19 protein-coding genes are annotated in these 21,340 nt (G+C 53.7%); 12 read left to right on the top strand and 7 right to left on the bottom strand.

Annotated elements, in window-relative coordinates; translation table 11 throughout:
* Positions 1 to 12 precede the first annotated feature (12 nt).
* The 3 genes from LOC67_RS14425 to LOC67_RS14435 all read left to right on the top strand — a co-directional run bounded on the left by LOC67_RS14425 (position 13) and on the right by LOC67_RS14435 (position 1,904).
* Positions 13 to 267 (top strand): hypothetical protein, encoded by a 255-nt coding sequence (locus LOC67_RS14425; protein WP_230263308.1) that lies wholly within the window; start codon positions 13 to 15, stop codon positions 265 to 267.
* 70 nt (positions 268 to 337) lie between these two features.
* Complete coding sequence (locus LOC67_RS14430) at positions 338 to 676, top strand: DUF4235 domain-containing protein (RefSeq protein ID WP_230263309.1); 339 nt, start codon at positions 338 to 340, stop codon at positions 674 to 676.
* Positions 677 to 785: 109 nt separating this feature from the next.
* A complete protein-coding gene (locus LOC67_RS14435; RefSeq protein ID WP_230263310.1) occupies positions 786 to 1,904 on the top strand; it encodes a hypothetical protein in 1,119 nt (372 codons plus the stop codon).
* An 11-nt stretch (positions 1,905 to 1,915) separates the two neighbouring features.
* On the opposite strand, the gene LOC67_RS14440 is transcribed toward LOC67_RS14435, so the two are convergent.
* The 4 genes from LOC67_RS14440 to LOC67_RS14455 are packed head-to-tail and all read right to left on the bottom strand — an operon-like array spanning position 1,916 to position 5,067.
* A complete protein-coding gene (locus tag LOC67_RS14440; RefSeq protein WP_230263311.1) occupies positions 1,916 to 2,851 on the bottom strand; it encodes a dihydroorotate dehydrogenase in 936 nt (311 codons plus the stop codon).
* A 7-nt stretch (positions 2,852 to 2,858) separates the two neighbouring features.
* Positions 2,859 to 3,512, bottom strand: coding sequence for a phosphopantothenoylcysteine decarboxylase (locus tag LOC67_RS14445; protein ID WP_230263312.1), 654 nt, complete (start codon positions 3,510 to 3,512; stop codon positions 2,859 to 2,861).
* A gap of 6 nt (positions 3,513 to 3,518) precedes the next feature.
* The gene (locus LOC67_RS14450) at positions 3,519 to 3,887 is read right to left on the bottom strand and encodes a TerB family tellurite resistance protein (RefSeq protein WP_230263313.1); all 369 of its coding nucleotides are present in this window, start codon (positions 3,885 to 3,887) and stop codon (positions 3,519 to 3,521) included.
* A gap of 46 nt (positions 3,888 to 3,933) precedes the next feature.
* A complete protein-coding gene (locus LOC67_RS14455; RefSeq protein ID WP_230263314.1) occupies positions 3,934 to 5,067 on the bottom strand; it encodes a tRNA dihydrouridine synthase in 1,134 nt (377 codons plus the stop codon).
* Between the two features lie 329 nt (positions 5,068 to 5,396).
* Here LOC67_RS14455 and LOC67_RS14460 point away from each other — a divergent pair, with 329 nt between their 5' ends.
* On the top strand, positions 5,397 to 6,434 hold the full coding sequence (locus tag LOC67_RS14460; RefSeq protein WP_230263315.1) for an aldose epimerase family protein: 1,038 nt from the start codon (positions 5,397 to 5,399) through the stop codon (positions 6,432 to 6,434).
* Between the two features lie 92 nt (positions 6,435 to 6,526).
* On the opposite strand, the gene LOC67_RS14465 is transcribed toward LOC67_RS14460, so the two are convergent.
* The gene (locus LOC67_RS14465) at positions 6,527 to 7,186 is read right to left on the bottom strand and encodes a DUF1080 domain-containing protein (protein WP_230263316.1); all 660 of its coding nucleotides are present in this window, start codon (positions 7,184 to 7,186) and stop codon (positions 6,527 to 6,529) included.
* 224 nt (positions 7,187 to 7,410) lie between these two features.
* Here LOC67_RS14465 and ilvD point away from each other — a divergent pair, with 224 nt between their 5' ends.
* The 5 genes from ilvD to LOC67_RS14490 all read left to right on the top strand — a co-directional run bounded on the left by ilvD (position 7,411) and on the right by LOC67_RS14490 (position 14,257).
* Positions 7,411 to 9,087, top strand: coding sequence for a dihydroxy-acid dehydratase (ilvD, locus tag LOC67_RS14470; RefSeq protein WP_230263317.1), 1,677 nt, complete (start codon positions 7,411 to 7,413; stop codon positions 9,085 to 9,087).
* A 129-nt stretch (positions 9,088 to 9,216) separates the two neighbouring features.
* Positions 9,217 to 10,215 carry a WD40 repeat domain-containing protein gene (locus LOC67_RS14475; RefSeq protein WP_230263318.1) on the top strand — a complete coding sequence of 333 codons (999 nt, stop codon included), beginning with the start codon at positions 9,217 to 9,219 and terminating at the stop codon, positions 10,213 to 10,215.
* Positions 10,212 to 11,132, top strand: a complete 921-nt coding sequence (locus tag LOC67_RS14480) for a stage 0 sporulation family protein (RefSeq protein WP_230263319.1) — start codon at positions 10,212 to 10,214, stop codon at positions 11,130 to 11,132. The genes LOC67_RS14475 and LOC67_RS14480 overlap by 4 nt, the downstream gene beginning before the upstream one ends.
* 123 nt (positions 11,133 to 11,255) lie before the next feature.
* Positions 11,256 to 11,702 carry a Minf_1886 family protein gene (locus LOC67_RS14485; RefSeq protein ID WP_230263320.1) on the top strand — a complete coding sequence of 149 codons (447 nt, stop codon included), beginning with the start codon at positions 11,256 to 11,258 and terminating at the stop codon, positions 11,700 to 11,702.
* A 1,004-nt stretch (positions 11,703 to 12,706) separates the two neighbouring features.
* Positions 12,707 to 14,257: a trypsin-like peptidase domain-containing protein gene (locus tag LOC67_RS14490; RefSeq protein WP_230263321.1), complete on the top strand. Its 1,551-nt coding sequence runs from the start codon at positions 12,707 to 12,709 to the stop codon at positions 14,255 to 14,257.
* A gap of 49 nt (positions 14,258 to 14,306) precedes the next feature.
* Here LOC67_RS14490 and lysS read toward each other — a convergent pair whose 3' ends face one another.
* The gene (lysS, locus tag LOC67_RS14495; RefSeq protein ID WP_230263322.1) at positions 14,307 to 15,899 is read right to left on the bottom strand and encodes a lysine--tRNA ligase; all 1,593 of its coding nucleotides are present in this window, start codon (positions 15,897 to 15,899) and stop codon (positions 14,307 to 14,309) included.
* Between the two features lie 281 nt (positions 15,900 to 16,180).
* Here lysS and LOC67_RS14500 point away from each other — a divergent pair, with 281 nt between their 5' ends.
* Complete coding sequence (locus tag LOC67_RS14500) at positions 16,181 to 16,504, top strand: hypothetical protein (RefSeq protein WP_230263323.1); 324 nt, start codon at positions 16,181 to 16,183, stop codon at positions 16,502 to 16,504.
* A gap of 41 nt (positions 16,505 to 16,545) precedes the next feature.
* The gene (locus tag LOC67_RS14505) at positions 16,546 to 17,076 is read left to right on the top strand and encodes a hypothetical protein (protein ID WP_230263324.1); all 531 of its coding nucleotides are present in this window, start codon (positions 16,546 to 16,548) and stop codon (positions 17,074 to 17,076) included.
* 79 nt (positions 17,077 to 17,155) lie between these two features.
* Here the strand turns inward: LOC67_RS14505 and LOC67_RS14510 are convergent, their stop codons facing one another.
* A complete protein-coding gene (locus LOC67_RS14510; RefSeq protein WP_230263325.1) occupies positions 17,156 to 19,288 on the bottom strand; it encodes a sigma 54-interacting transcriptional regulator in 2,133 nt (710 codons plus the stop codon).
* Positions 19,289 to 19,980: 692 nt separating this feature from the next.
* Between LOC67_RS14510 and LOC67_RS14515 the strand changes: the two genes are divergently transcribed.
* Entirely contained in the window at positions 19,981 to 21,333 is a 1,353-nt protein-coding gene (locus LOC67_RS14515) for a DUF1598 domain-containing protein (protein ID WP_230263326.1), read from the top strand.
* The last annotated feature ends 7 nt before the right edge of the window (positions 21,334 to 21,340 follow it).

Consider the following 21,340-nt stretch of genomic DNA (forward strand, 5'->3'; position numbering starts at 1 on the left):
AGGAGTTTAGCAATGTCTACCAGCAGTCAAACAACTACCAAAACCGCAAGTGCCTCGTCCAACGGCCAAAGCAAGGTTCAAGACGTTACCCACCGTGTTGCTGAGCAAGCGGTCGAATACGGTCAGGGTGCTGCAGAACATTACGTCAAGGAGCCCGCGCGAGACTTGTTTAGCTTGGCCAAGTCGTACGCGAAAGATCACCCAGACGTCGCGGCATGCTGGGCATTTGGTTTGGGCATCATCGTCGGTTGGAAGATCAAGCCATAGAGCCCTGATTTGCAGAAACCGTCACGCTTAAATAACACATCAACCACTCAATCTACCTACGGGCACGATCGTGATTGAAGAACTGAAAGAACGTGCTCTGGATGCCAAGGCCGAAATTAACGGTCGGCTGACAGGGCACGACGAACCGAATGGGCGAAACGTCGGCGTTTCGCCCACTGAGAATCTATTGGCCTATGGTGCGGCGATCGCAGCAACCTTTATCGCTCGGAATGCATTGCAAGCCAGTTGGCGTACGGCACTCGATCGTGAGCCACCAAAGAATCCCGCGTCACCCGAGGTCGATTGGAAGGACGCGCTCCTATGGGGCGCAGTGTCCGGAGCCATTGTCGGTATGACACGTATTGCCACAAGACGCTCCGCATCCGCGTTTTATGACCGTCTCAAGTAAGACGCACCAAGCTTGGTGTTCGTCGATTGCAATCAACTTTGTCTAGACGTGTAAGGGGTTTATTGCATCGCCGGTCGCTAGCGAATCTCACTCCTACTCCCAAAATCTTATGACTGATCCACTCCGTACGCCGCTCGCGTTGCTGTTTATCGTTCTCTGTGCATTGGCCGCTTCGCGTGCCAACTCGGCAGAACCACCGAGCCCGCCTCCTGAGCCTTCCCTGCTGTCGGCAGGTACGGCGGTCAATAGTAAATCGGAGATCCCCAGCGAGGTGAAAAGCTCGCTCGATATTCGCGACATCAGTGAATGGGCTTGGGCTGGCGTCCTATGGAGTGACGCAAACTTGGTCAAAGGCGTCGCCAAGCGAGCGGCATCTGAATCTGATGACGAGCAGGAAACGCAAAAGCTGATGCAAGTTTCTAAAGAAGCACAACAGATCGTCGAGCAGATGGAGCAAATGGGATGGCAACGACTCGCGTCAAAGCCTGTCCAGTCTGGTACGGATGCAAGCGTCAGAAGCTCAAAGCAGGTAGCACGTCCTCAAAAGACGACGAAGCAGCAAAGTCCCAAGGATCTAGATATCGACCAGTATCGAGTTACCAACGTCGATGAGCCTGTCGCGGAACGTAAGAGCTTGGCAGAGAAGATTGAAGACCAAGTTGAAAAGTCCATCGCCGCCGCTGGTGACCGTGGCGTGTCGAAGGTCTACGGGGCTCATATTAGCAATCGCGAGACACAGACTCGAAGCGGTACGTTGCCCTACGCGACGGACTCCATCTACGATGTCGATGACTACGACCAGGACGGCGACTATTTTGTCGAGAATGCCGGTGGGAAATACGCCGAATTCGACGATGAAGACGTGGTCGATGACGTGGATGAGGTCCGAACAATCAATCCCGATGTCGAAGTGGCTGTCGACAATCCTGAGCCTAAGTTGAGTGGTCAACCGAGTACGGAAGATTCAAGTGTGCGGTCTAGCGATATCGCCCAGTACGATATTGCTCAGTACACCGATGTTTCCGAACGCCGTGCCGAAGATGCACGATGGGTTCAGTTACATGTCAGTTCAAACCAAATGCTGTTCGACAAGCTTACTGAAGGCGGCATCGACAAGGCTGAGTTGCAACTGGCGATAAACCAACTTCGCGTTCACTTGTCCTTAGCTCAAAAGGCTGGCGTGGAAGGTGTGAACGTCGAAGCGTTGCCGAGCGTTGCGTCGAACTAAGGCAAGTTCGATTACACGCCCAACGTTTTGATGACTTCCTTGACCGTCGAAGCGTTGATCTGCCCAAGGGCCTCGGGTAGCTGATCGATCAATCGAGTCGAAACGGTAGGGTCGTAGTAGTTGGCCGTTCCGATTTGCACTGCCGAGGCGCCAGTGACTAGAAACTGCATCACATCATCGATATTGGCGATTCCGCCGATGCCGATGATGGGAACGTCCACGGCAGATGCGACCTGATGGACACACCGAAGGGCGATCGGTTTGATGGCTGGTCCGCTCAGTCCTCCCATTCCGTTCCCCAGAATGGGTTTTCTTCTTTTCCAATCGACGGCCATTGCAAGCACCGTGTTGATGAGGCAGACGGCATCGGCTCCGCCATCTGCCGCACCTTTGGCAACATCAGCAATCTTTGTAACGTTCGGTGTGAGCTTTGCCAAAACGGGGACGGCACATGCGTCCCGCGCTGCCTGAACAACTTTGCGACATGATTCGGGATTGATTCCGAAGTCGATTCCACCGCTGACGTTTGGGCATGAGAGATTTAGCTCGACGGCTGCGATATTCCGTTCACCAACGCGTGTGGCAAGTGAAACGAAGTCTTCTTCGGTCCGCCCGGCAATGCTGACGATGATCGGTGCGCCGATCGATTCAAGGTACGGAAGATGGTGTTCAAGAAACGCGTCGATTCCATCGTTGTCTAGCCCGATCGCGTTCATCAGTCCGCCGGACGTTTCCACCGTTCGCCAGGGTGCGTTACCGACCCGCGGTTCGGCCGTGATTGTCTTTGGTAGGATCCCACCAAGCCGAGACGTGTCAACGATCTTTTCCATCTCTCGGGCGTATCCGAACGTTCCAGATGCTACCAGGATAGGGTTCGGCAGGACGAGGCGTCCGAGCGTTGTGCTTAGATCGACAGTGTTTGCAGTTGATGCGTTTGCAGTGGACATGGTCGATTCAGTTCGGGTTCGGTGTGATGGCGTTTCGGATCAGCCGAGCGTCAATTTCTTTCACCAGCGCGGACGCCACTGATGATTTATCGGAGCGAACTTTCAGCAGGACGGTACCGTCACGTCCGATAAGCTCCACTTCGTTTTCGTCCGAGTCGATCGCAGATGGGCCGTTGCTAACGATCAGGTCGCAGTGTTTCTTTTCCAGTTTGACTGTCGCACGAAATCGTCGATCTTCAGTTTCGAGAGCGAAGCCCACGACCCACTGTTTCGCCGTTTTGTTCTGCCCCAGCGTTGCCACGATGTCAGGCGTTTCAACCAACTGTAACGTCAACGGTTCGCCTGTCTTTGCGATCTTTTGATCGTTCACAAATCGCGGCATGTAATCGCAAGGGGCGGCAGCGCCGATCGCGCCATCGCAGGACTGAAAGTGGTGGGTTGCCGCTTCCAGCATTTCATCGGTCGTAACGACAGGAACGATGGTTGCGCCATCGGGATAGTCGATTGTGACTGGACCGGAAATGATGGTGACATCGTGTCCAAGGTCCAACGCCGCGCGTGCGAGAGCAGCACCCATCCGGCCGCTTGATGCGTTCGAGATGTATCGGACCGGGTCAAGATATTGGCGAGTCGGTCCGGACGTAATCAGAATCTTAGCCACGAAACACTAGTCCAGAGATTTCAGTGTCCGATCGAGCAACTCATTAAGTCGTTCGGCGGAAACATTCATTTTGGCGGCAGCTAGGGCGAAGAGTCTTTTTTCGTTTTCGTCCAGCACACCGTCGGCGGCCATCACTTTGATTAAATCCACCAGCAGCTCTTCGCAATGGGCTGGATCCGAAGGCAATTCAAGTGCAGCGTCGTCGCCTAAGCCGAATCGAATGGCATTGGTCAGGTCCGCTTCGCCCAGTTCCAGCTCATGGCACCGTTGTGCAACGTAGTCGACTTCGCGTTCGCCCAATGAGCCATCGGCAAAAGCCATGACAACCAGGTTACGCAGCTGACGAACTCGATCGCTAAATTGTTTTTCGCTCATGGAGCAGAGTTTACCACCTCAGGGAAACGATTGACTATCCCGGATGTTATTCTTCTTGGCTGCCGTGACATTCGCGGGGCACGATGCGTCCGGGGCCGTCTTCACGGTAAAACTTATCGAGCACGTTCTCGAAATCTTGACGCGAACGTATTTTCGCAAAATCGAGGCGGACGACTTCATATTCAGGGTGTGACTGGCTGTACTTGATGCCGAACTTCCGCATCAGCATCGGAGCTCGTGTTTCTCCATAGCTCTCTTCGCAGAGGTCAAAGTGCTGCCGCATGACAGCGGTTTGTTCGTGCAGGGTTGGGGGGGCGGGCATCGGCAAACCGTTCGCCAGTGCGATCGCTTGTGAAAAGATCCATGGGTTTCCGATCGCACCGCGAGCGACGGTCACGCCATCGATTTTGGTTTCACGCATCATCCGCAGGCAATCGTCCGCTGTGAATAGATCGCCGCTTCCTAGGATCCGCATTCGGTCACCCACATGTGCCTTCACTTCGCCCAGGAATGACCAGCGGCTCGGGCCCACATAACGCTGCACAACCGTTCGCCCGTGGACGGTAGCCGCGGCAAGCCCGTTTTCCAACGCACCGTCGAGGATTTTGAAAAATGCGTCACGTGACTCTTGAGTATCGTCGATTCCGCGACGCATTTTGACGGTCACGGGGATATGGTCGGGAACCATATCGCGCGTTCGCTGTAGGATTTCGATTGCCGTATCGGGCTGAGACAGGTGAAAGCCACCGCGACAGCGTCCGAGGACTTTTTTGACGGGGCAGCCAAAGTTGACGTCGATCACATCGAATCCGGCTTCAACAAGCTTTAACGCACCGAGTGAAAACTGTTCCGGTTCGGCGCCCATCAGCTGGCCTCCGACAGGATGTTCTTCCGGGTGGATATCCAGAAAATGTTTGGTGCGTTGGCGTTTGTTAAGCGCGAGCAAGAACTGATCCAGCATGACTTCGCAAACGCTATAGCTGGCGCCCAATCGTCTTGCGACGGTGCGCATCGGCAGATCGCTGTACCCGCTAAGTGCCGCTTGAACGACAGGAAAGCCGATTTCCACGTTGCCAATCTTCAGCGGCGAAAACTCGTTTTGCCAAGTTTGCAAATCGCATAGATCCGCAATGGCTTGGTTGTGTTGCACGGTCGTTGTGGGCACTACACTATCTTTCATTAAATCGTTTCCAACAGGTGGTGATCGGGCGGTTCTGTCGCCGATGCGTCCCATTCCTGTTTTTTCGAGCACACGTTCAATCTTCGCCCAATCACGATTCGTTCAGTCGACTCGGATCCAGACGATTTCACCACATCCAGCTTGCCCCAGTTCAGTCGATCACCGGACCCATGATGATGAAGCATTCTGCGAAGGAGCCTTTGTCCGTACTTGTCGGTGCCATAGCGATTGGTGTAACACTGGCACTCAATTCAGTCCTTTCGTATTTGCCCGCGCAATCCGTACGTGCCCAGACTTCACTAGCCCCGCCACCAAAGAACGATCGTTCGATGATGATAGAAACCGCTCCCTTCGGGACAGTCGATGGCCAACCGATCACTCGATACACCTTGGTCAATTCCAAAGGCCACCGCGTCAGCGTGATGAACTTTGGCGCGACTTTGTTGGAAGTCGAGGTTCCAGATCGTGACGGAAACATTGCCAACGTCAATTTGTGTTTCGACTCATTGCAGCCCTACGTCGACGGACATCCCTATTTCGGAAGTTCCGTTGGCCGATTTTGCAATCGAATTGGGAACGCCAAATTCACGATCGACGGCGTAGAGTATCCACTGGTGGTCAACCACGGAAAACACCAACTGCACGGTGGGAAGAAGAATTTTTCCTACCTGGTTTGGTCTGGTGAGCCAATTCAGGAGTCCAACCACGTTGGCGTCCGCTTTGAACTGACCAGCCCTGATGGGGATAACGGATTCCCGGGCACGGTTAAAGCGGTCGCGGAATACACGTTCAACGATGCTGACGAATTGACGATTACTTATTCGGCCACCACCGATAAGGCGACACATGTCAATTTGACCAATCACAGCTACTGGAATTTGGGTGGTGCCGGGACCGGTACGGCTAAAGATCACGTCGCGACGATCGAGGCCGACCAGTACCTAGATGTTGACGGCGATCTGATCCCCACCGGAAAGCTGAACGATGTGGCCGGAACCCCGTTGGATTTTCGTTCGGCCACCACGCTTGGAGAGCGACTGGAAGAACTTCCTGCCACCAAAGGATATGACCACTGCTACGTCGTTCGTGGCCAAGTCGGTTCGATGCGTCCTGCGGCGAAGGTTGTCGATTCTGATTCGGGAAGGACGCTCGAAATCGAAACCACTCAGCCCGGTATGCAGCTCTACACTGCAAACCACCTTGGGGGTGGTGCTGGAACTGCAGGGAACGGACCCCACGACGCCTTTTGCTTGGAGACGCAGCACTTCCCCGATGCACCAAACAAGCCGGACTTCAAAAGCACTTTGCTAAGTCCCGGTGAAACGATGAAGGAAGTCACGATTCATCGCTTTGGCGTGCAAAAGTAGGCTGTCTGGTTCACCGGCGGTTGTTCAGTCACGCCGCATGGCGATTCGCAATTCGGCGAGATGGCTTTTGCAAGCGACCGGAGCCGGCAGGTTTAGAGTTCGCGTAATCGAACGTTTCGGTATTGGGCTTCCAGCTGTGGTCCGCTGTGAACTTGCAGTGCGATCACGCCGTCACGTTCGATCTCTGGATCCTGTTCGGTGTAATCAACGGTTTGGACGCCGTTGAGAAAGATCTGGATTCGATCGCCTTTGGCTAACACTCGCAGTTCATTCCACTCTCCTCGCTTGACTGCCTTTTGAGCCTTTTCCTGGTCTTCGGCCAGGAATTTCCGGCGTCGTGATTCGTCGTACAAAGCTCCCCAGCAGGTACCGTCTTTGAAAAAGCCGATGTCCGCCTGATAGCCGATCACTTCGGTATCGTTAGGAATCCGTTTGGTACGAAACTGCACTCCGGCGTTGTCGCCTTTGCCGACCAACCTTGCCTCGACGATCAGTTCGAAATCGCCATAGGTCTTCTCGGTGCAAAGAAAATAGTTGTGCGGAATCGATTCGGTGTCACTGCCTGCGACGATCACGCCTTCGCGAACTTTGAACCATTTCGGGTCGCCCTCCCAGCCATCAAGCGTTTTGCCGTCGAACAAAGATTTTAAACTGGGCGTTGATTCGGCGGTCTTATCTGAGGCGACCGATTGCGCCGAAAGCATCCGTTGATCGGCGAATATCCCCAAAAGCACGGCAAGTCCAAGGATCATCACTTGGGTTGTTGCGTGAGGCCGCGACGAGACAGTGCAAATCCAACGGGGGGACCAGCGGAGGGAATGGAGCAGCGGTTTTCTTTGACGCATGGCAGGGTCCGGGCCAAATGGGGACGGATTGTGAAATGGAGACTGTTCATGATAATACGTCCCTCCACCGGTCGCTTCACCTCTGGCCGCGACAACGAATTCATCCCTTCCAACCAACCAACCATCCGTCCATGACTCAGCTGAACAAATATTCGAGCAAGATCACCCAGCCGAAAAGCCAAGGTGCGTCACAGGCCATGTTGTACGCAACCGGCCTGACTCGCGAAGACATGGATAAACCTCAGGTTGGGATCGCAAGCGTTTGGTACGAAGGCAACAGTTGCAACATGCACCTGTTGGACTTGGGCGCCGAAGTTAAGAAGGGCGTCGAAGAGGCTGGCATGGTCGGAATGCGATTCAATACCATCGGTGTCAGCGACGGTATTTCGATGGGTACCGACGGGATGAGCTATTCGCTGCAAAGCCGTGACCTGATCGCCGACTCGATCGAAACCATCATGGGAGCGCAGTGGTACGACGGTCTGGTTGCCCTACCGGGTTGCGACAAGAACATGCCGGGATGTTTGATGGCGATGGGACGTTTGAACCGTCCATCGATCATGGTCTATGGCGGTACGATCCGTCCCGGTTTCCGCAACGGAGAAAAGTTGGACATCGTTAGCGCTTTCCAGTGCTATGGGCAGTTCATCGCCGGTCAGATCAGTGATGAAGAGCGACAAGAAATCGTCGAAAAGAGTTGCCCAGGTGCGGGGGCGTGCGGTGGCATGTATACCGCCAACACAATGGCGACTGCGATCGAAGCCTTGGGGATGTCGCTGCCATATTCGGCCAGCACCCCAGCCGAAGATCCTATGAAGAAAGAAGAGTGCGTCTTGGCGGGCGAAGCGATTCTTGAACTGTTGAAAAAAGATATCAAGCCTCGGGACATCATGACCCGTACCGCGTTCGAAAACGCGATGGTAACCGTCATGGCTCTCGGCGGAAGCACGAACGCTGTGTTGCACTTGATCGCAATGGCTCGCAGCGTTGATGTGCCTTTGACGATTGATGATTTCCAATCGGTCAGTGATCGCATACCGTACTTGGCTGACCTGAAGCCAAGCGGCAAGTTCGTACAGGAAGATTTGCATTCGATCGGTGGTACGCCAGCGGTCATGAAGTACCTGCTCGAAGAAGGCTTGATGGACGGTTCATGTTTGACAGTGACCGGTAAGACACTGGCCGAAAACGTTGCCGACGTACCCGGATTGAAAGAAGGGCAGTCGATCGTTCGTCCGGTTAGCAAGCCGATCAAATCCAGTGGCCACATTCGCATCTTGAAAGGAAGCTTGGCTCCAGAAGGTGCGGTCGCAAAGATCACCGGCAAGGAAGGCCTAACGTTCAGCGGCCCTGCCCGTTGTTTCGATAGCGAAGAAGCGATGCTTGCCGCCCTTGAAGAAAAGAAAATTCAAAAAGGCGATGTGGTTGTGATTCGGTTCGAAGGTCCTAAAGGCGGACCAGGGATGCCCGAAATGCTAACCCCGACCAGCGCGATCATGGGAGCCGGTTTAGGATCGGATGTCGCGATGATCACTGACGGTCGATTCAGCGGCGGAAGCCACGGGTTCATCGTCGGGCACGTGACACCGGAAGCTCAAATCGGTGGACCGATCGGTTTGTTGCAAGACGGTGATATTGTCACCATCGATGCCGAAAGCAATTCGTTGGATGTCGATGTTCCAGCCGAAGAATTGGAAACACGTCGCAGTGCTTGGACAGCGCCCGCGTTGAAAGCAACTCGTGGTACGCTTTACAAGTACATCAAGAACGTCAAAACCGCTAGCGAAGGCTGTGTGACCGACGAATAAGTCGTCCTGAGCAGTCTTGATAATCTCTCACGCGACGAGTTGATAAGTCTGTTACAATCGATTGCGGCCCAGCGTCGGGAAAAGCCCCGACGTTCGTTTTCTATTCAATCTCTTTTGTGAAAGTGACCAATGAAGATTTTTATTCATGCATGGTTACCACTATGGCTCGTCGTTGCTGGTGCGGTCTACGCTAATGCAGACGATCGATCCGGCGCAGCCCAAGGGATTGATGTTGATTCGATATGGGTCACCTCGATCGATCATCTTGACGGCGATCGATTCGTCGCTGGTACGGCATCTGGTTTGTTGTTGCAACCGGCGAACGTTGTCTCGTTTGATTCCGATCACCCGGATCAGCTGACAAACCTTTATGAACACCCAGCCGCGGTCTGGACCGTGGCGACATCTTCGGACGGAAAGACGATTGCCAGTGTCGACTATAAAGGCAACCTTGTTGTTTATGATGTCGATTCCGCAACGCCGACAACTCACCCGAACGCGTTCGAACGATGGTGTCAGAAAATCATCGTTTCGGCGGACGGCAAGTCTGTGATCGCTGGGAACGAAGCCGGCAAGGTATTTGTGTGGGATCTGTCAGAGTCGAAAGTGTCCAAGTCACTCGAACTTGGAAAAGCTTCGATCACTTGTATCGCTCTGGCACCGAACGGACAGGGGGTGGCCGCAAGTGATGGCGAAGGAAAGGTGCATTTGATTTCTTGGCCCGCCTTCGAAGTCATCGGAGCAATTTCAGTCAGCAATGAGACCGCTTGGTGCATCGCGTATGAAAATGAGTCCACCTTGTTGGTCGGTTCGGGCGATCGAAACTTGTACCGCGTCGAAGCAACCCCGGACTCGAAGCCTGTATCGCTTGCGGTCGGGACTGACTGGATCACTCGATTGGCCGTTTCACCAAGCGGATCGATTGCTGCTTCTGAAGTGAGTGGAAAAATTCATCTGGTTTCCGGCGGCGAAGCCACGACGCTTGAAGCATACAGCGGCGTTTGGTCGCTTGATTTTAGCAATCCAGGCCGGCTATTTGTAGGAACACGCAAGGACGGAATCAACGTTGCCAAGCAGACATGGTCTCTTTCAGCCCCGGCAACCGAGTCTGGTGAAGCAACTCAATGAGTTCTGACCGGTCTACAACGACACCATCACCCAAGCCTGAAGACCTGGAATACGTCGTTCGCTACGGAACGATGCGTCTGCTAGGGGTGATGAACGCGCGCGAATCGTTTCGATATAACGATGAGGTGGTGCTACAATCAGATCGCGGCACCGAGGTCGGTACGGTGCTTTGCGAGGCGACTCCGGTTGCGCTAGAGTCAATGCACGAACCTACGGCAGGAAAGATCTTACGTCGGTTGACCGACGACGATCTCGCGCAATGGGGCCATATCAAGTCCCAGGTTCGTGACGATTTAGCGATCTGTCAGAGGTGTATCGATTTTTTGCGGTTGAGGATGGACCTCGTCGACGTCGAACGCCTGTTGGGGGGCGAGAAAGTTGTCGTTTACTACTTGGCCGAAGGGCGGGTCGATTTCCGACAGTTGGTGCGAAATCTCGCGAGCGAGTTTCAGACACGGATCGAAATGCGGCAAATTGGGGTCCGAGATGAAGCAAAAATCATGGCAGACTACGGAGATTGCGGACAACCGATATGCTGTTCGCGGTTTCTGAGTAAGATGCCACCGGTGTCGATGAAAATGGCAAAATTGCAAAGGTCGACACTCGATCCGACAAAAATTTCGGGTCGATGCGGCCGATTGAAATGTTGTTTGCGTTACGAATTCGATACCTATGAACAGATGGCGGCCGAGCTTCCGCCGGTCGGTGCGCAGATTTTGACGAAAGATGGACGGGCTACGGTCTTGGCTCAAGACATTCTTTCGCAACAATTGGTGGTGCGAACCGAAGACAAACGGCGGATCATGCTGGGAGCCGATCAGGTGGTCAGCATCACCAAGATGCCGCCTCCACAAAGAAGTGGTGGTCACGCTCGTTCTGGTCACGGCCAGAAACCGCGTAGCGATGACAACCAGTGAGTTAGAATAAGCGTTGAAGTTTTCGGCTACTGTGGGAAGCGATCAAAACTGATCGAGGCCACGTCGCCAATTTTTCCTATCCATTGACCGACACGCTGCAAAATCGAATAGAGTCATTGCACGATGAGTCATGAATTATCCAACTCGCCACTACAGGCAATGCGGAAACTTCTCAAAGAAGATGCACGCTATAAATACGAAGCGTATCAGTTCGTTCGCGAGGGACTGCAGTTCACGCAGGAGAATCTCCCTGAACTGACCGAAGCTTCTGTCAGCGGTGAACCGGTATCAAGTTCCGTAGCGAAGCACATCACCGGACAGCAGCTTTGTGAAGGTTGTCGTCAATATGCGATCGACCAATACGGCTATCTCGCGCGGATGGTGCTGGCGACTTGGGGAATCCGTTCGACCAGTGACTTTGGTGAAATTGTTTACAACATGATCCGCATCGAGCAGATGCGTAAAAGCGATTCAGATCGTCGAGAAGACTTCGACGATGTCTATTCTTTTGACGGTGCCTTCGAACCAGAGTTTACGTTGCCAAAGCCAGTCGACGAATTCGACTGCTGAAGCGATCTTCTTAAAAGCTCTTTCTCGTATTCGTACTCCTACTCGAATCCGGCGCAAACATTCAAGTAGTGGCGGAGCGGTCATTGGATCGCTGAACCGCCAATCGCCCTTCGGATAATCTGAGTTGCTCGTCGAACGAGTACGAGTACCGCGTTGCTGAGTACGAGTACGGTCGATGCTGGAATGTGGCTTGATGTGGCAGCTTCGAAGCCGGCTTCCTTCCGATCCCCAAGTCGTACTCCTACTCAGGGCGCAGCCCGGTACTCGTACTCCTACTCGAATCCGGCGCAGACATCCCAGCAATCGCGGAGCGGTCATTGGATCGCTGAACCGCCAATCGCCCTTCGGATAATCTGATTTGCTTGTCGAACGAGTACGAGTACGAGTACCGCGTTGCGGAGTACGAGTACGATCTGCGATGGATCGTGGCTTGATGTGCAGCTTCAAAGCCGGCTTCCTTCCGAACCCCATATCGTACTCCTACTCAGGGCGGAGCCCGGTACTCGTACTCCTACTCGAATCCGGCGCAAACATCCCAGCAATCGCGGAGCAGTCATTGGCTTGCTGACCCGCCAATCGTCCTTCGGAAAATCTGAGTTGCTTGTCGAACGAGTACGAGTACGAGTACCGCGTTGCGGAGTACGAGTACGATCTGCGATGGATCGTGGCTTGATGTGGCTGCTTCAAAGCCGATCCCCAAGTCGTACTCCTACTCAGGGTGCAGCCCGGTACTCGTACTCTTACTCGAATCCGGCGCAAACATTCAAACAATGGTGGAGCGGTCACTGGATCGCTGACCCGCCAATCGCCTTTCAGATAATCTGAGTTGCTTTTGCGGGGATTTGATCACGAACGAAGAATTGTGGAAATGTTCCGCGAGGACTCTGAAGTCGTTAAAATCTAAACCATCCCGATCCAAGCTTGCTCGTTCAGGGCTGAGTCGCTTCTCGGCGTCGAACGGCGATGGTTCAAATTCAGAGACCGCAGGTTTAGCAACACTTCGCATGAGATCATTTTGTTCTGCTATTCGTACCAGCTCACAAGACACAACGTATGGAGTCGGTCCGGCGATAATTGTGTTTTTGCTGATCGGTGGATTCTGCTTGAATAGTGTTGGGGCCGAAGAAGACATTCGACAAACTGCGACCGTCAAGGTGCTTGCCAAAGCCAAGCCTTGCGTAGCGGTGGTCTATGCGTTTGACTCAAAAGGCAAGCCAACCGGAACCGGTAGCGGATCGGTGATCGATCCTCGCGGCTACGTTTTGACCGCGAAGCATGTCGTGAAAGACCATCATGTTGTTGTCTTACAAGGGCGACCGCCTTTGGTCGCGGCCTTGGTCGGTTCGATGCCGGAACACGATATCGCGCTTTTAAAGCTCGGTCCCCCGGCTTTCAGTCGTCCCGGTTCACCCGACTATCCGCGTGCAGCTCTTCCGCTGGACTATTTGACGATCGCTGCGGGCAAAGATCTGATGCTCGGTGAAACGATTTTGAATGTCGGATCACCGGGTGGACGTGGAATCGTCGCGACTGAAGGCATTGTTTCGTCGGAAGCCTTTACGGGCGTGAATCCGCTATCGACGGCACTTGAGTCATCGCAATCGTTTGACGAGATGATTCAGTTCGATGCGGCGAACAATCGAGGCAATAGTGGAGGACCGCTCATCAATCTCAATGGCGAACAAGTCGGTGTCGTCGTTAGCGGTATCCCCAGTGAAGAAGGAATCCATTTCGCCGTCCCGGCGGAAACGATTCGGCTTTGTGTTCAAGAGATTCTCTGTGGCGAATTGCGATCCGGATTCGTATCTGGAATTACAGTTAATCAACAGTTGTCCAATGTGATCGTGACAAATGTTGATGCGAAATCACCAGCATCGGAAGCGGGACTTGAGGTCGGGGACAAGATCGTCAAAGTCAGCGGACGGCCGATTCGTGATCCAATCGACTGGTCGATTTCACTAGCCCATTGGCGTGCAGGACAGACCCAACACCTTGTGATCCATCGTGGCAAAGAAATATTGCAGTTGCCATTGGAACTGCGAAAGCGTCTCGGTGAACCGGCAAGTGAATTGGTTCCCAACGACGAAGACATTCAGAACGGATTGCAATGTCGTTACGCTGCCTACGATCCAAATCAGCAAACGCCGTTGGATGACGACACTGTACCAGAGGGCCAGCCCATTATCGTTTCGGCTATATCGGCAAAGCCGCAAGACGTTGAAATGGAGGACCACTACGAAATGGTACTGAGTGGATACTTGAATGTTCCTGAGGACGGACGCTACCGTTTGGGCATTCGTTCGGACGACGGTTCAAAACTCTTTTTGCATGGCAAGCTAGTCGCTGACAACAACGGCAATCATGCCGCAATATTGCGAACCGGCTGGGTCTCCTTGCAGGCTGGCTTGCATCCGATCGAAATCGAGTATTACGAGGACGAAGGGAACCAGGTTTTGGAGCTTTTGATCGGGCATGGCGACGAAGAGCTTGAACCGGTTGTCGCCGACCAGTTGTTTTACCAGTCTACCGAAATGACAAAACAGCCAGCCCAATAGATTGGACTGACTGTTTTTGAAGATCATCAATCGGCAAGTCGGTTGCGGACTATTCCGTAGGACGGAGTACAGGGAACAGGATCACGTCTCGAATCGATTTCTGCCCTGTCAGAATCATGACCAAACGATCGATTCCGATACCCAAACCGCCTGCTGGTGGCATCGCATGACGCAGAGCACGAATGAAGTCATGGTCCATTTTGGCCATCGATTCTTCTTCGTCCAAACCTTCTAGCTGCGTCTCGAATAGTTTTTGCTGCAGATCGGGATCGTTCAACTCGGTATAGGCGTTTGCCAATTCCATCCCCTTGATGAACAACTCGAACCGCTCGGCGATTTCTGGATTGTCACGCTTACGTTTCGTCAACGGACAGATGCTCGCCGGGTAATCGATCACGAAGATCGGGCCATCGAGAGTGTCCTCGACCTTCTCTTCGAAGATTTCGTTGCGGACGACGTCAGGGTGCTTACCGGAGGTTTCAAGTCCCAGCGACTGAGCATACTTCGTCACCGCATCGACGTCGGCTGGGTCGACATTGGTTGCCGCTTGGAATAGCTCGGCATAGGTTGCGCGTTTGAAGGGTGGGGTGAAGTCAACTTCTTCTCCGTTGAACTCGCGTTTGTAGCCTCCTCCAATCGCATCGATCGCGTTGCAAATGATGCGTTCGGTCAGATCCATCATCGTTTCATAATCGCCATACGCTTGATACGCTTCCAGCATGGTGAATTCTGGATTGTGGCGAGGGCTTAAGCCTTCGTTGCGGTAAACGCGTCCCAGTTCGTAGACACGTTCCATACCGCCGACCATCAAGCGTTTGAGATGCAATTCCAATGCAATCCGCATCGTCAGGGGCATGTCGAGCGCATTGTGATGCGTCTCAAACGGGCGTGCTGCGGCTCCACCGGCAACGACATGAAGGGTTGGGCCTTCGACCTCGCAATACTGATCAGCATCAAGTGTGTTGCGGACCGATTTGATGATCTTCGTACGGCTGACGAAGGTTTCCATCGTGCCGTCGTTGAACGCCAAGTCCGCGTAGCGCATTCGTTGTTTTAGATCAACGTTGGTTAGGCCGGCGTGCTTGTCTGGTGGCGGATCAAGCATTTTCGTGTGGAAGAATAGCTTTTCGGCAAACACTGTCAGTTCGCCAGTGTTCGTTCGACCCAAGCGGCCTTCAGCTCCGACAAGGTCACCTAGGTCAAACAGTTTCGCCAAGGCGAAATCTTCGTCGCCAACTTGTTGCTTGCCGATAAAGATTTGGATCGTTCCGGTCCAATCTTTGACGTTCAGGAAGATCAATTTGCCCTTCGTCCGAAGCAGCATAACGCGACCGGAAATTCGCACGGTCGGCCCGATTTCTTCACCCGGTCCGTTGTCGCTTTTCCATTGGCGGTAATCGAGATCGGGATCTTCAAAATCGGGCAGTTCGATCAAATCGCCATCGGCATTCTTGAATTTGATTTCACCGGCACGTTCTCGGCACTCGCCCAGCATGTCGCGATTATCAAATCGGCCACCGAAGGGATCGATTCCCATCGCTTCGATTTGTGCCATCTTTTCGCGTCGTGCAACGCGTGGATCAGTCGAGTCCTCACCGTCGCCAGAGTTTCCGCCGGGGCTATTGTTCGGGTTTTGATTCATTGTGTCGTAAACGTGGGTGTTGCAATCTGCTTGTGCAGCGGTGGATTGTCGATGTGTCGGTCGTTTTTGACAAGCGGAGCCAAAATCGGTGGGGAGGTTGGGTGTCGGACCACCTTGGGATGGCTCTTGACGCAAACGCCGCACTTTCCGTATCCACGCCAAAGTTCGAAGTCGAATCACTGGTGACGTGTCAGTATCGAATTGACGCAAACCAGCAAAAATTGAGTCGCCTTGTCACCAGTTGATAGGGTCCCACCCGCCAGATTCCTGCCAGGTTAACCATGCAACGTTTTATCGCCGCCCTCATTCTCGCTCTGACTGCCGGTCTGATGTCCGCAAACTCGGCGACGGCCGATGAAGTGGTTCATTACCAATGCAAAGAATGGAAAGCGAAGCACATCCATGACACAAAGAAAGTCGAAACGATCGCTGCAACTCTGAAGAAACTTGGTTGTGAAGTCAAAAAAGAAGAACACAGCGGTCACTACGACGTCAAATATCGTTGCGAAAAGCAACGTGATCTGCCTGTGAAGTCTCACGAAGAAGCGGTCAAATGGGAAAAGTGGCTCAAAGAATTTGGGTTCAAGGCATACCACACCCACTGAAATCACTGCGTTCTGATTGTCATGCCTAATGGGAGACGATCTTGAGCGAGAAAGAGAATCTCAATCCCTATGCTGCAGCATCGGATGTTGCAGCAGGGAACTTAGCATCGTCGAAGGGCTCAACATCGTCGGTGGGATGGTATGTCCGTCTTTTTTTACCCTTCGTGTTGTTCCCGGCTTCATTCCTGTTCGCCGCCGTTCTGCTCACTCAGATCGCGCAGGAACAGCTTCGACCGACTGACTACATCAGAATACTAATCGTCGATTCACCGACAGCGTTTCTAGGTGTTTCATTCACCTACCTGCTGCTGCGAAATTTGGTGTTCTTTCGCGTTCTTCATCGATGGCCGCTCTTATCAGTCATCGGCGGATTCGCTGCGTTCTACCTGATGACGCCGATTTATTTTGCGGTAATCATTCCCCTGCTCCTGCATGTCGAAAGCGAGTCTCTGCAGTTGGTGGCGATGCTTCTTGCGGGATCGGTCTCCGCCCTTTTGATCGAGCTGGGACTTCGGTTCGCAATGGCGTGGCTATTTAGATTGAGGCGTCACCAAGTGCCCGAATCCGAATAACGATGGGCGACGTTCAGCTCTCGCATTCACCGGATCTGCAGCCCCCAAGTTGACTTCGCTTGGTTTCAACAAATCCCGTTTAAGCTTCCTTCGCGAATTTCTTTAGCTTGCGATCGAGTGTGCTGCGTTCGATTCCTAGAATGCTGGCGGCACGGCTTTTGTTGCCGTCGGTATGCCGCAAGATTCGTTCGATATGAGCCTTTTCTAAATCGGCGAGCGAGATTTCGACCGGGGAATCAGACATCGCGATCTCGGGTGAAGCACCGCCAACTGTCGCTGGAGTCAAAAGCAAGTGCTGTGCGTCGATGGAATCAGTTGCATTAAGCACCACAGCACGCTCGATTACGTTACGCAGTTCGCGGATATTGCCCGGCCAACGATAGTCCAACAGCATCGTTTGAGCCGCTGGGGTAATCGAGTTAATCCTTCGGCCCATCTTTTCATTGAAGCCCGCCAGGAAGTGTTCCGCCAACAGCACGATATCGTTCCCGCGTTCGCGAAGCGGCGGTACAAGGATTTCCACGACGTGTAGGCGGTAAAACAAGTCTTGGCGAAATTTGCCTTCTGCGACCATCGATTGAAGATCGCGATTCGTTGCAGCGACAACACGCACGTCGACTTTGATCTGTTGTTGACCACCGACCCGTTCAAAGGGATGACCCTCTAAGACCCGCAAGAATTTGGCTTGGATATCCAAGTCCATTTCACCGATCTCGTCGAGCATTAACGTCCCGCCATCGGCGGCTTCGAATTTCCCTGCCTTTCGATCGGTCGCACCGGTAAAGGCTCCTTTTTCATGGCCGAATAGTTCGCTTTCGAGCAATGACGGTGAAAGGGCGGCGCAGTTCATACAAACAAGCGGACCGCTTGATCGGCCGCTTGCGTGATGGATAGCGGAAGCGACCAGCTCTTTACCAACTCCGGATTCGCCTCGTACCAACACAGTTGCGCCCGTTGGAGCTACCAGCGAGACTTTGTTGATGATTTCCCGGACCGCGTCGCTTTTTCCAACGATCTGAACTTTGTCGCCAAGTTGTTCGCGGAGAGCCTGGATTTGCCGCTGTGACTTTTTGAGTGATCGATCCAGCTTGCCACGAAGGCTGAGGTTGCGCAGCGATTCGGCAAGGATTTCCGCGACCGCAAGGACGAAGCCCAAGTCCTCGCCGTTGAAGACCGCATCGCTATCGGTGGTCAGCAGGTGCAGCATTCCCAATAGCTTTTTGTCCCGGTCGATAACCGGAGCAAGAATCATGCTTACGGCATCGATTTCTCCTTGGCTGTTTTCACTCGCCAAAGTCCGATCACCAGCGACATTTCGTGCCAGGATCGCTTGGCCTTCCTGACCGATGACGGCATTGATCGCTGCGTCCGGCGGGCGTCGATACGTGACAGTGCCTCGCGCGTCTTCGTGTTGCCGAGTGGCCACGAGTGTGAAGTGCTTTGCGGCAACTGGTTCATTGGCGGTTTTGGATTTAGCATCGACAATGTATGCGCCACAATTTCTAAGCCGAATCGATTCGGATAGTCGGTCGAGGACCAAGTCGATGGCTTGCGCGACAGAATCGAGTCTGGCGAGATCAAAGGCGAGCTGAAGTAGAGTCGCCCGCACGCGATCGTCGCCCAGTGACGACGTTGTCGTGACCTGTTCGCTATCAGTGCGTCCCGCGGCATCGGGTAGCAAGTCGGACTTGAAGTATCCGCTTTGCGACCGACGCTCCGTGATCGACGCGGAATCCATGGCCATCGTCAATTGATCTTCGGTCGCGCTGGGGATCGGCGACTTTACCGGGCCATCGGCAGATTGAATTTGTTTGACAAACTGGATTGAGAACCCGGCGATTTCGATTCGATCTCCATCGGACAGCAATCGCGGTGCCTGCAGACGTTGTCCGGATACGTTGGTGCCGTTGCGGCTGCCAAGATCTTCGACCGCCCAGCCTTCGGTGGTGGACCAGACTCGAGCGTGCTGACGGCTGGCTTTTTCGCTGCGAATCGAGATCTGATTGGCACTCGCCCGCCCCATGATTACTTCTGCTGGGGCCGACAGCCGAAACACATCGCTCCATCGACCAGCGGAATGCATGACCAGGTAGGCACCATCAATCCCGGTGACAGGCTGCTTGGGAAGAGGCAGGTCAGATCTACTGGGATGCCCGTTTTGCTTTGGTTGGGAGGCGTTGCTGGTCCCCCCAGGGCTGTTAGAGATGGTCAAGCTACTGTCACTCAATCTTTCTATCCCGTTCTGGCTTTTTATCCCGTACTGACTTCAAGTCCGAAGCTGGTTCGCTGTCTGTTTCGGCCATCGAATCGGGGACGATCAACGGCAATCGCTTGGCGAAAAGTTAATGGGCATCCGTTAACGCTGATCCGTCACGATCCTACCGATGAAGGGGGTTTTCACCGCACCGGGCCAATTGCCAACTTGCCACACATCGTGGCCACACGTCATCGTCCGTGCATTCGTTCACATCAACCCGATCGACCGAACGTGCAGTATATCGCCTCATTGATCGTCCCGCCGCAAGCTGGCTGCCCTGGCGGGGAATGCACAAGTGACGGCGTGCATTCTGCTGGCGGCTGCCAGCCTGAGAATCCGGATCAATTTGAGCGAGAGTTTCTCGGTTGTGGACTGTTTAGCCCTCCTGGGGAAGGGTTTTTCTGGATAATGAATGCTGCCTAGCGAGAACTCTTGCCGAACCGCGTTGGAGCGACCGGACCGAAAGGAACCTCAGTGAATCAAACTGACGATCCTCAGGATGGTCGAGCTTGCCACCAATTTCCGTGGTAATTATTCTCTAAGGCAACTAACTTCCGCCTCCACTCGTGACTTTTCTGCCGCCCCAAGACCGGTTTGCAGTCTGGATTAGCGGCCTCAACCGATTTCCTTCTCGGAGTATTTATTCGATGAAACTTAGCCAAGCTCGACTGATGATTGCAGTCGCAATGACCTGCCTGGTCATGGTCGCTTCGCTGACAACGGCAGGATTCCAGGGTGGAGGCGGTAACCGGGTCGGTGGTGTTTCGATCGATCCAGCCGGTGTGGTTCGTACGGCGACCGTCGAAGAGAACCAAGAACTGGTCAATTTGCTGCGAAACGAGGTCAACGCGCCGCAAGGTGACCTCAATGAAGCCGCTGACCGTCGCATGGTCTCGCTGGCTGGCTTGCAAAAAGCGATTCAAGAGGTTCGTAAGTCAGGCGGCAGATTGCCAGCCGAAATCCGCTACATGGCCGGTTTGACCGGAATCGACTACGTCTTTGTCGACAAAGAGAACAACGACATCGTCGTCGCAGGGCCTTCAGAGCCTTGGACGATTTCTGAGACCGGAAGCATTGTCGGAACCAAAACCGGAGCCGCAATTCTTCACTTGGAAGACTTGGTCGTCGCACTGCGAAATGTCGAAAACGCTCGCCCAACCAGCATCAGCTGCTCGATCGAATCGACTCCCGAAGGCCGTCAACGGTTCATGGCTCTGCAGCGCCGCATCAAGTTGCGTCCCGGCCAAAGCCCCAAAGTTTACGAAGCCGCAATGAAAGAGGCTTTGGGTCCACAGGTCATCAAGTTGACCGGCATCCCTTCGACCAGCCGTTATGCGTGCACCATGGTCGCGGCGGATTACCAGATGAAGCGATTGGCCATGGCGTTGGTCGACTCGCCCGTGCGTGAATTGCCAAGCTACCTGCAAATGGCCCGCAACGGTTCACACGCCAGCAATCGTAACCCTCGTTGGTGGATGGCGTGCAACTACGACAGCCTGACTCGAAACCAAGAAGGCACCGTATGGAAATTGACCGGTCAGGGCATCAAGACCATGACCGAGCAAGACGTCGTCGCGGCTGACGGATCGACAACTTCCGAAGCGAGCGACAAGTTGGCTCAACAATGGGCCGATTCGATGACGGAGCACTTCACGCAATTGGCGTCAGAAATGCCAATCTTCGGCGATCTGCAGAACCTGATGGACCTGACTGTCGTTTCGACTTTGATCATTCAAGAGCAACTGGAACAGAACGCCGGTTTGGACCTCACCGTGCTGCGTGATCAAGACGCTTTGGCTCCACAAGCTTTCGATGCTCCAGAAAAGATCGCTCCAGAATGCAGCTTTGTGAAAGGCCGCAGCGGATGGATCGTGACCGCTTCGGGTGGTGTTTCGGTTGACGCTTTCCAAGTTGTTCATGACCAAAAAGTTGATGACAAGCTTGCCAGCGAATTGGTTTCGGCAAAGTCGGACGCTTGGTGGTGGAACGACGCTCGATAGTGTGACT

Origin of the sequence: Stieleria sp. JC731, from assembly GCF_020966635.1 — a bacterium.
In the GTDB taxonomy this organism is placed as follows: Bacteria; Planctomycetota; Planctomycetia; order Pirellulales; family Pirellulaceae; genus Stieleria.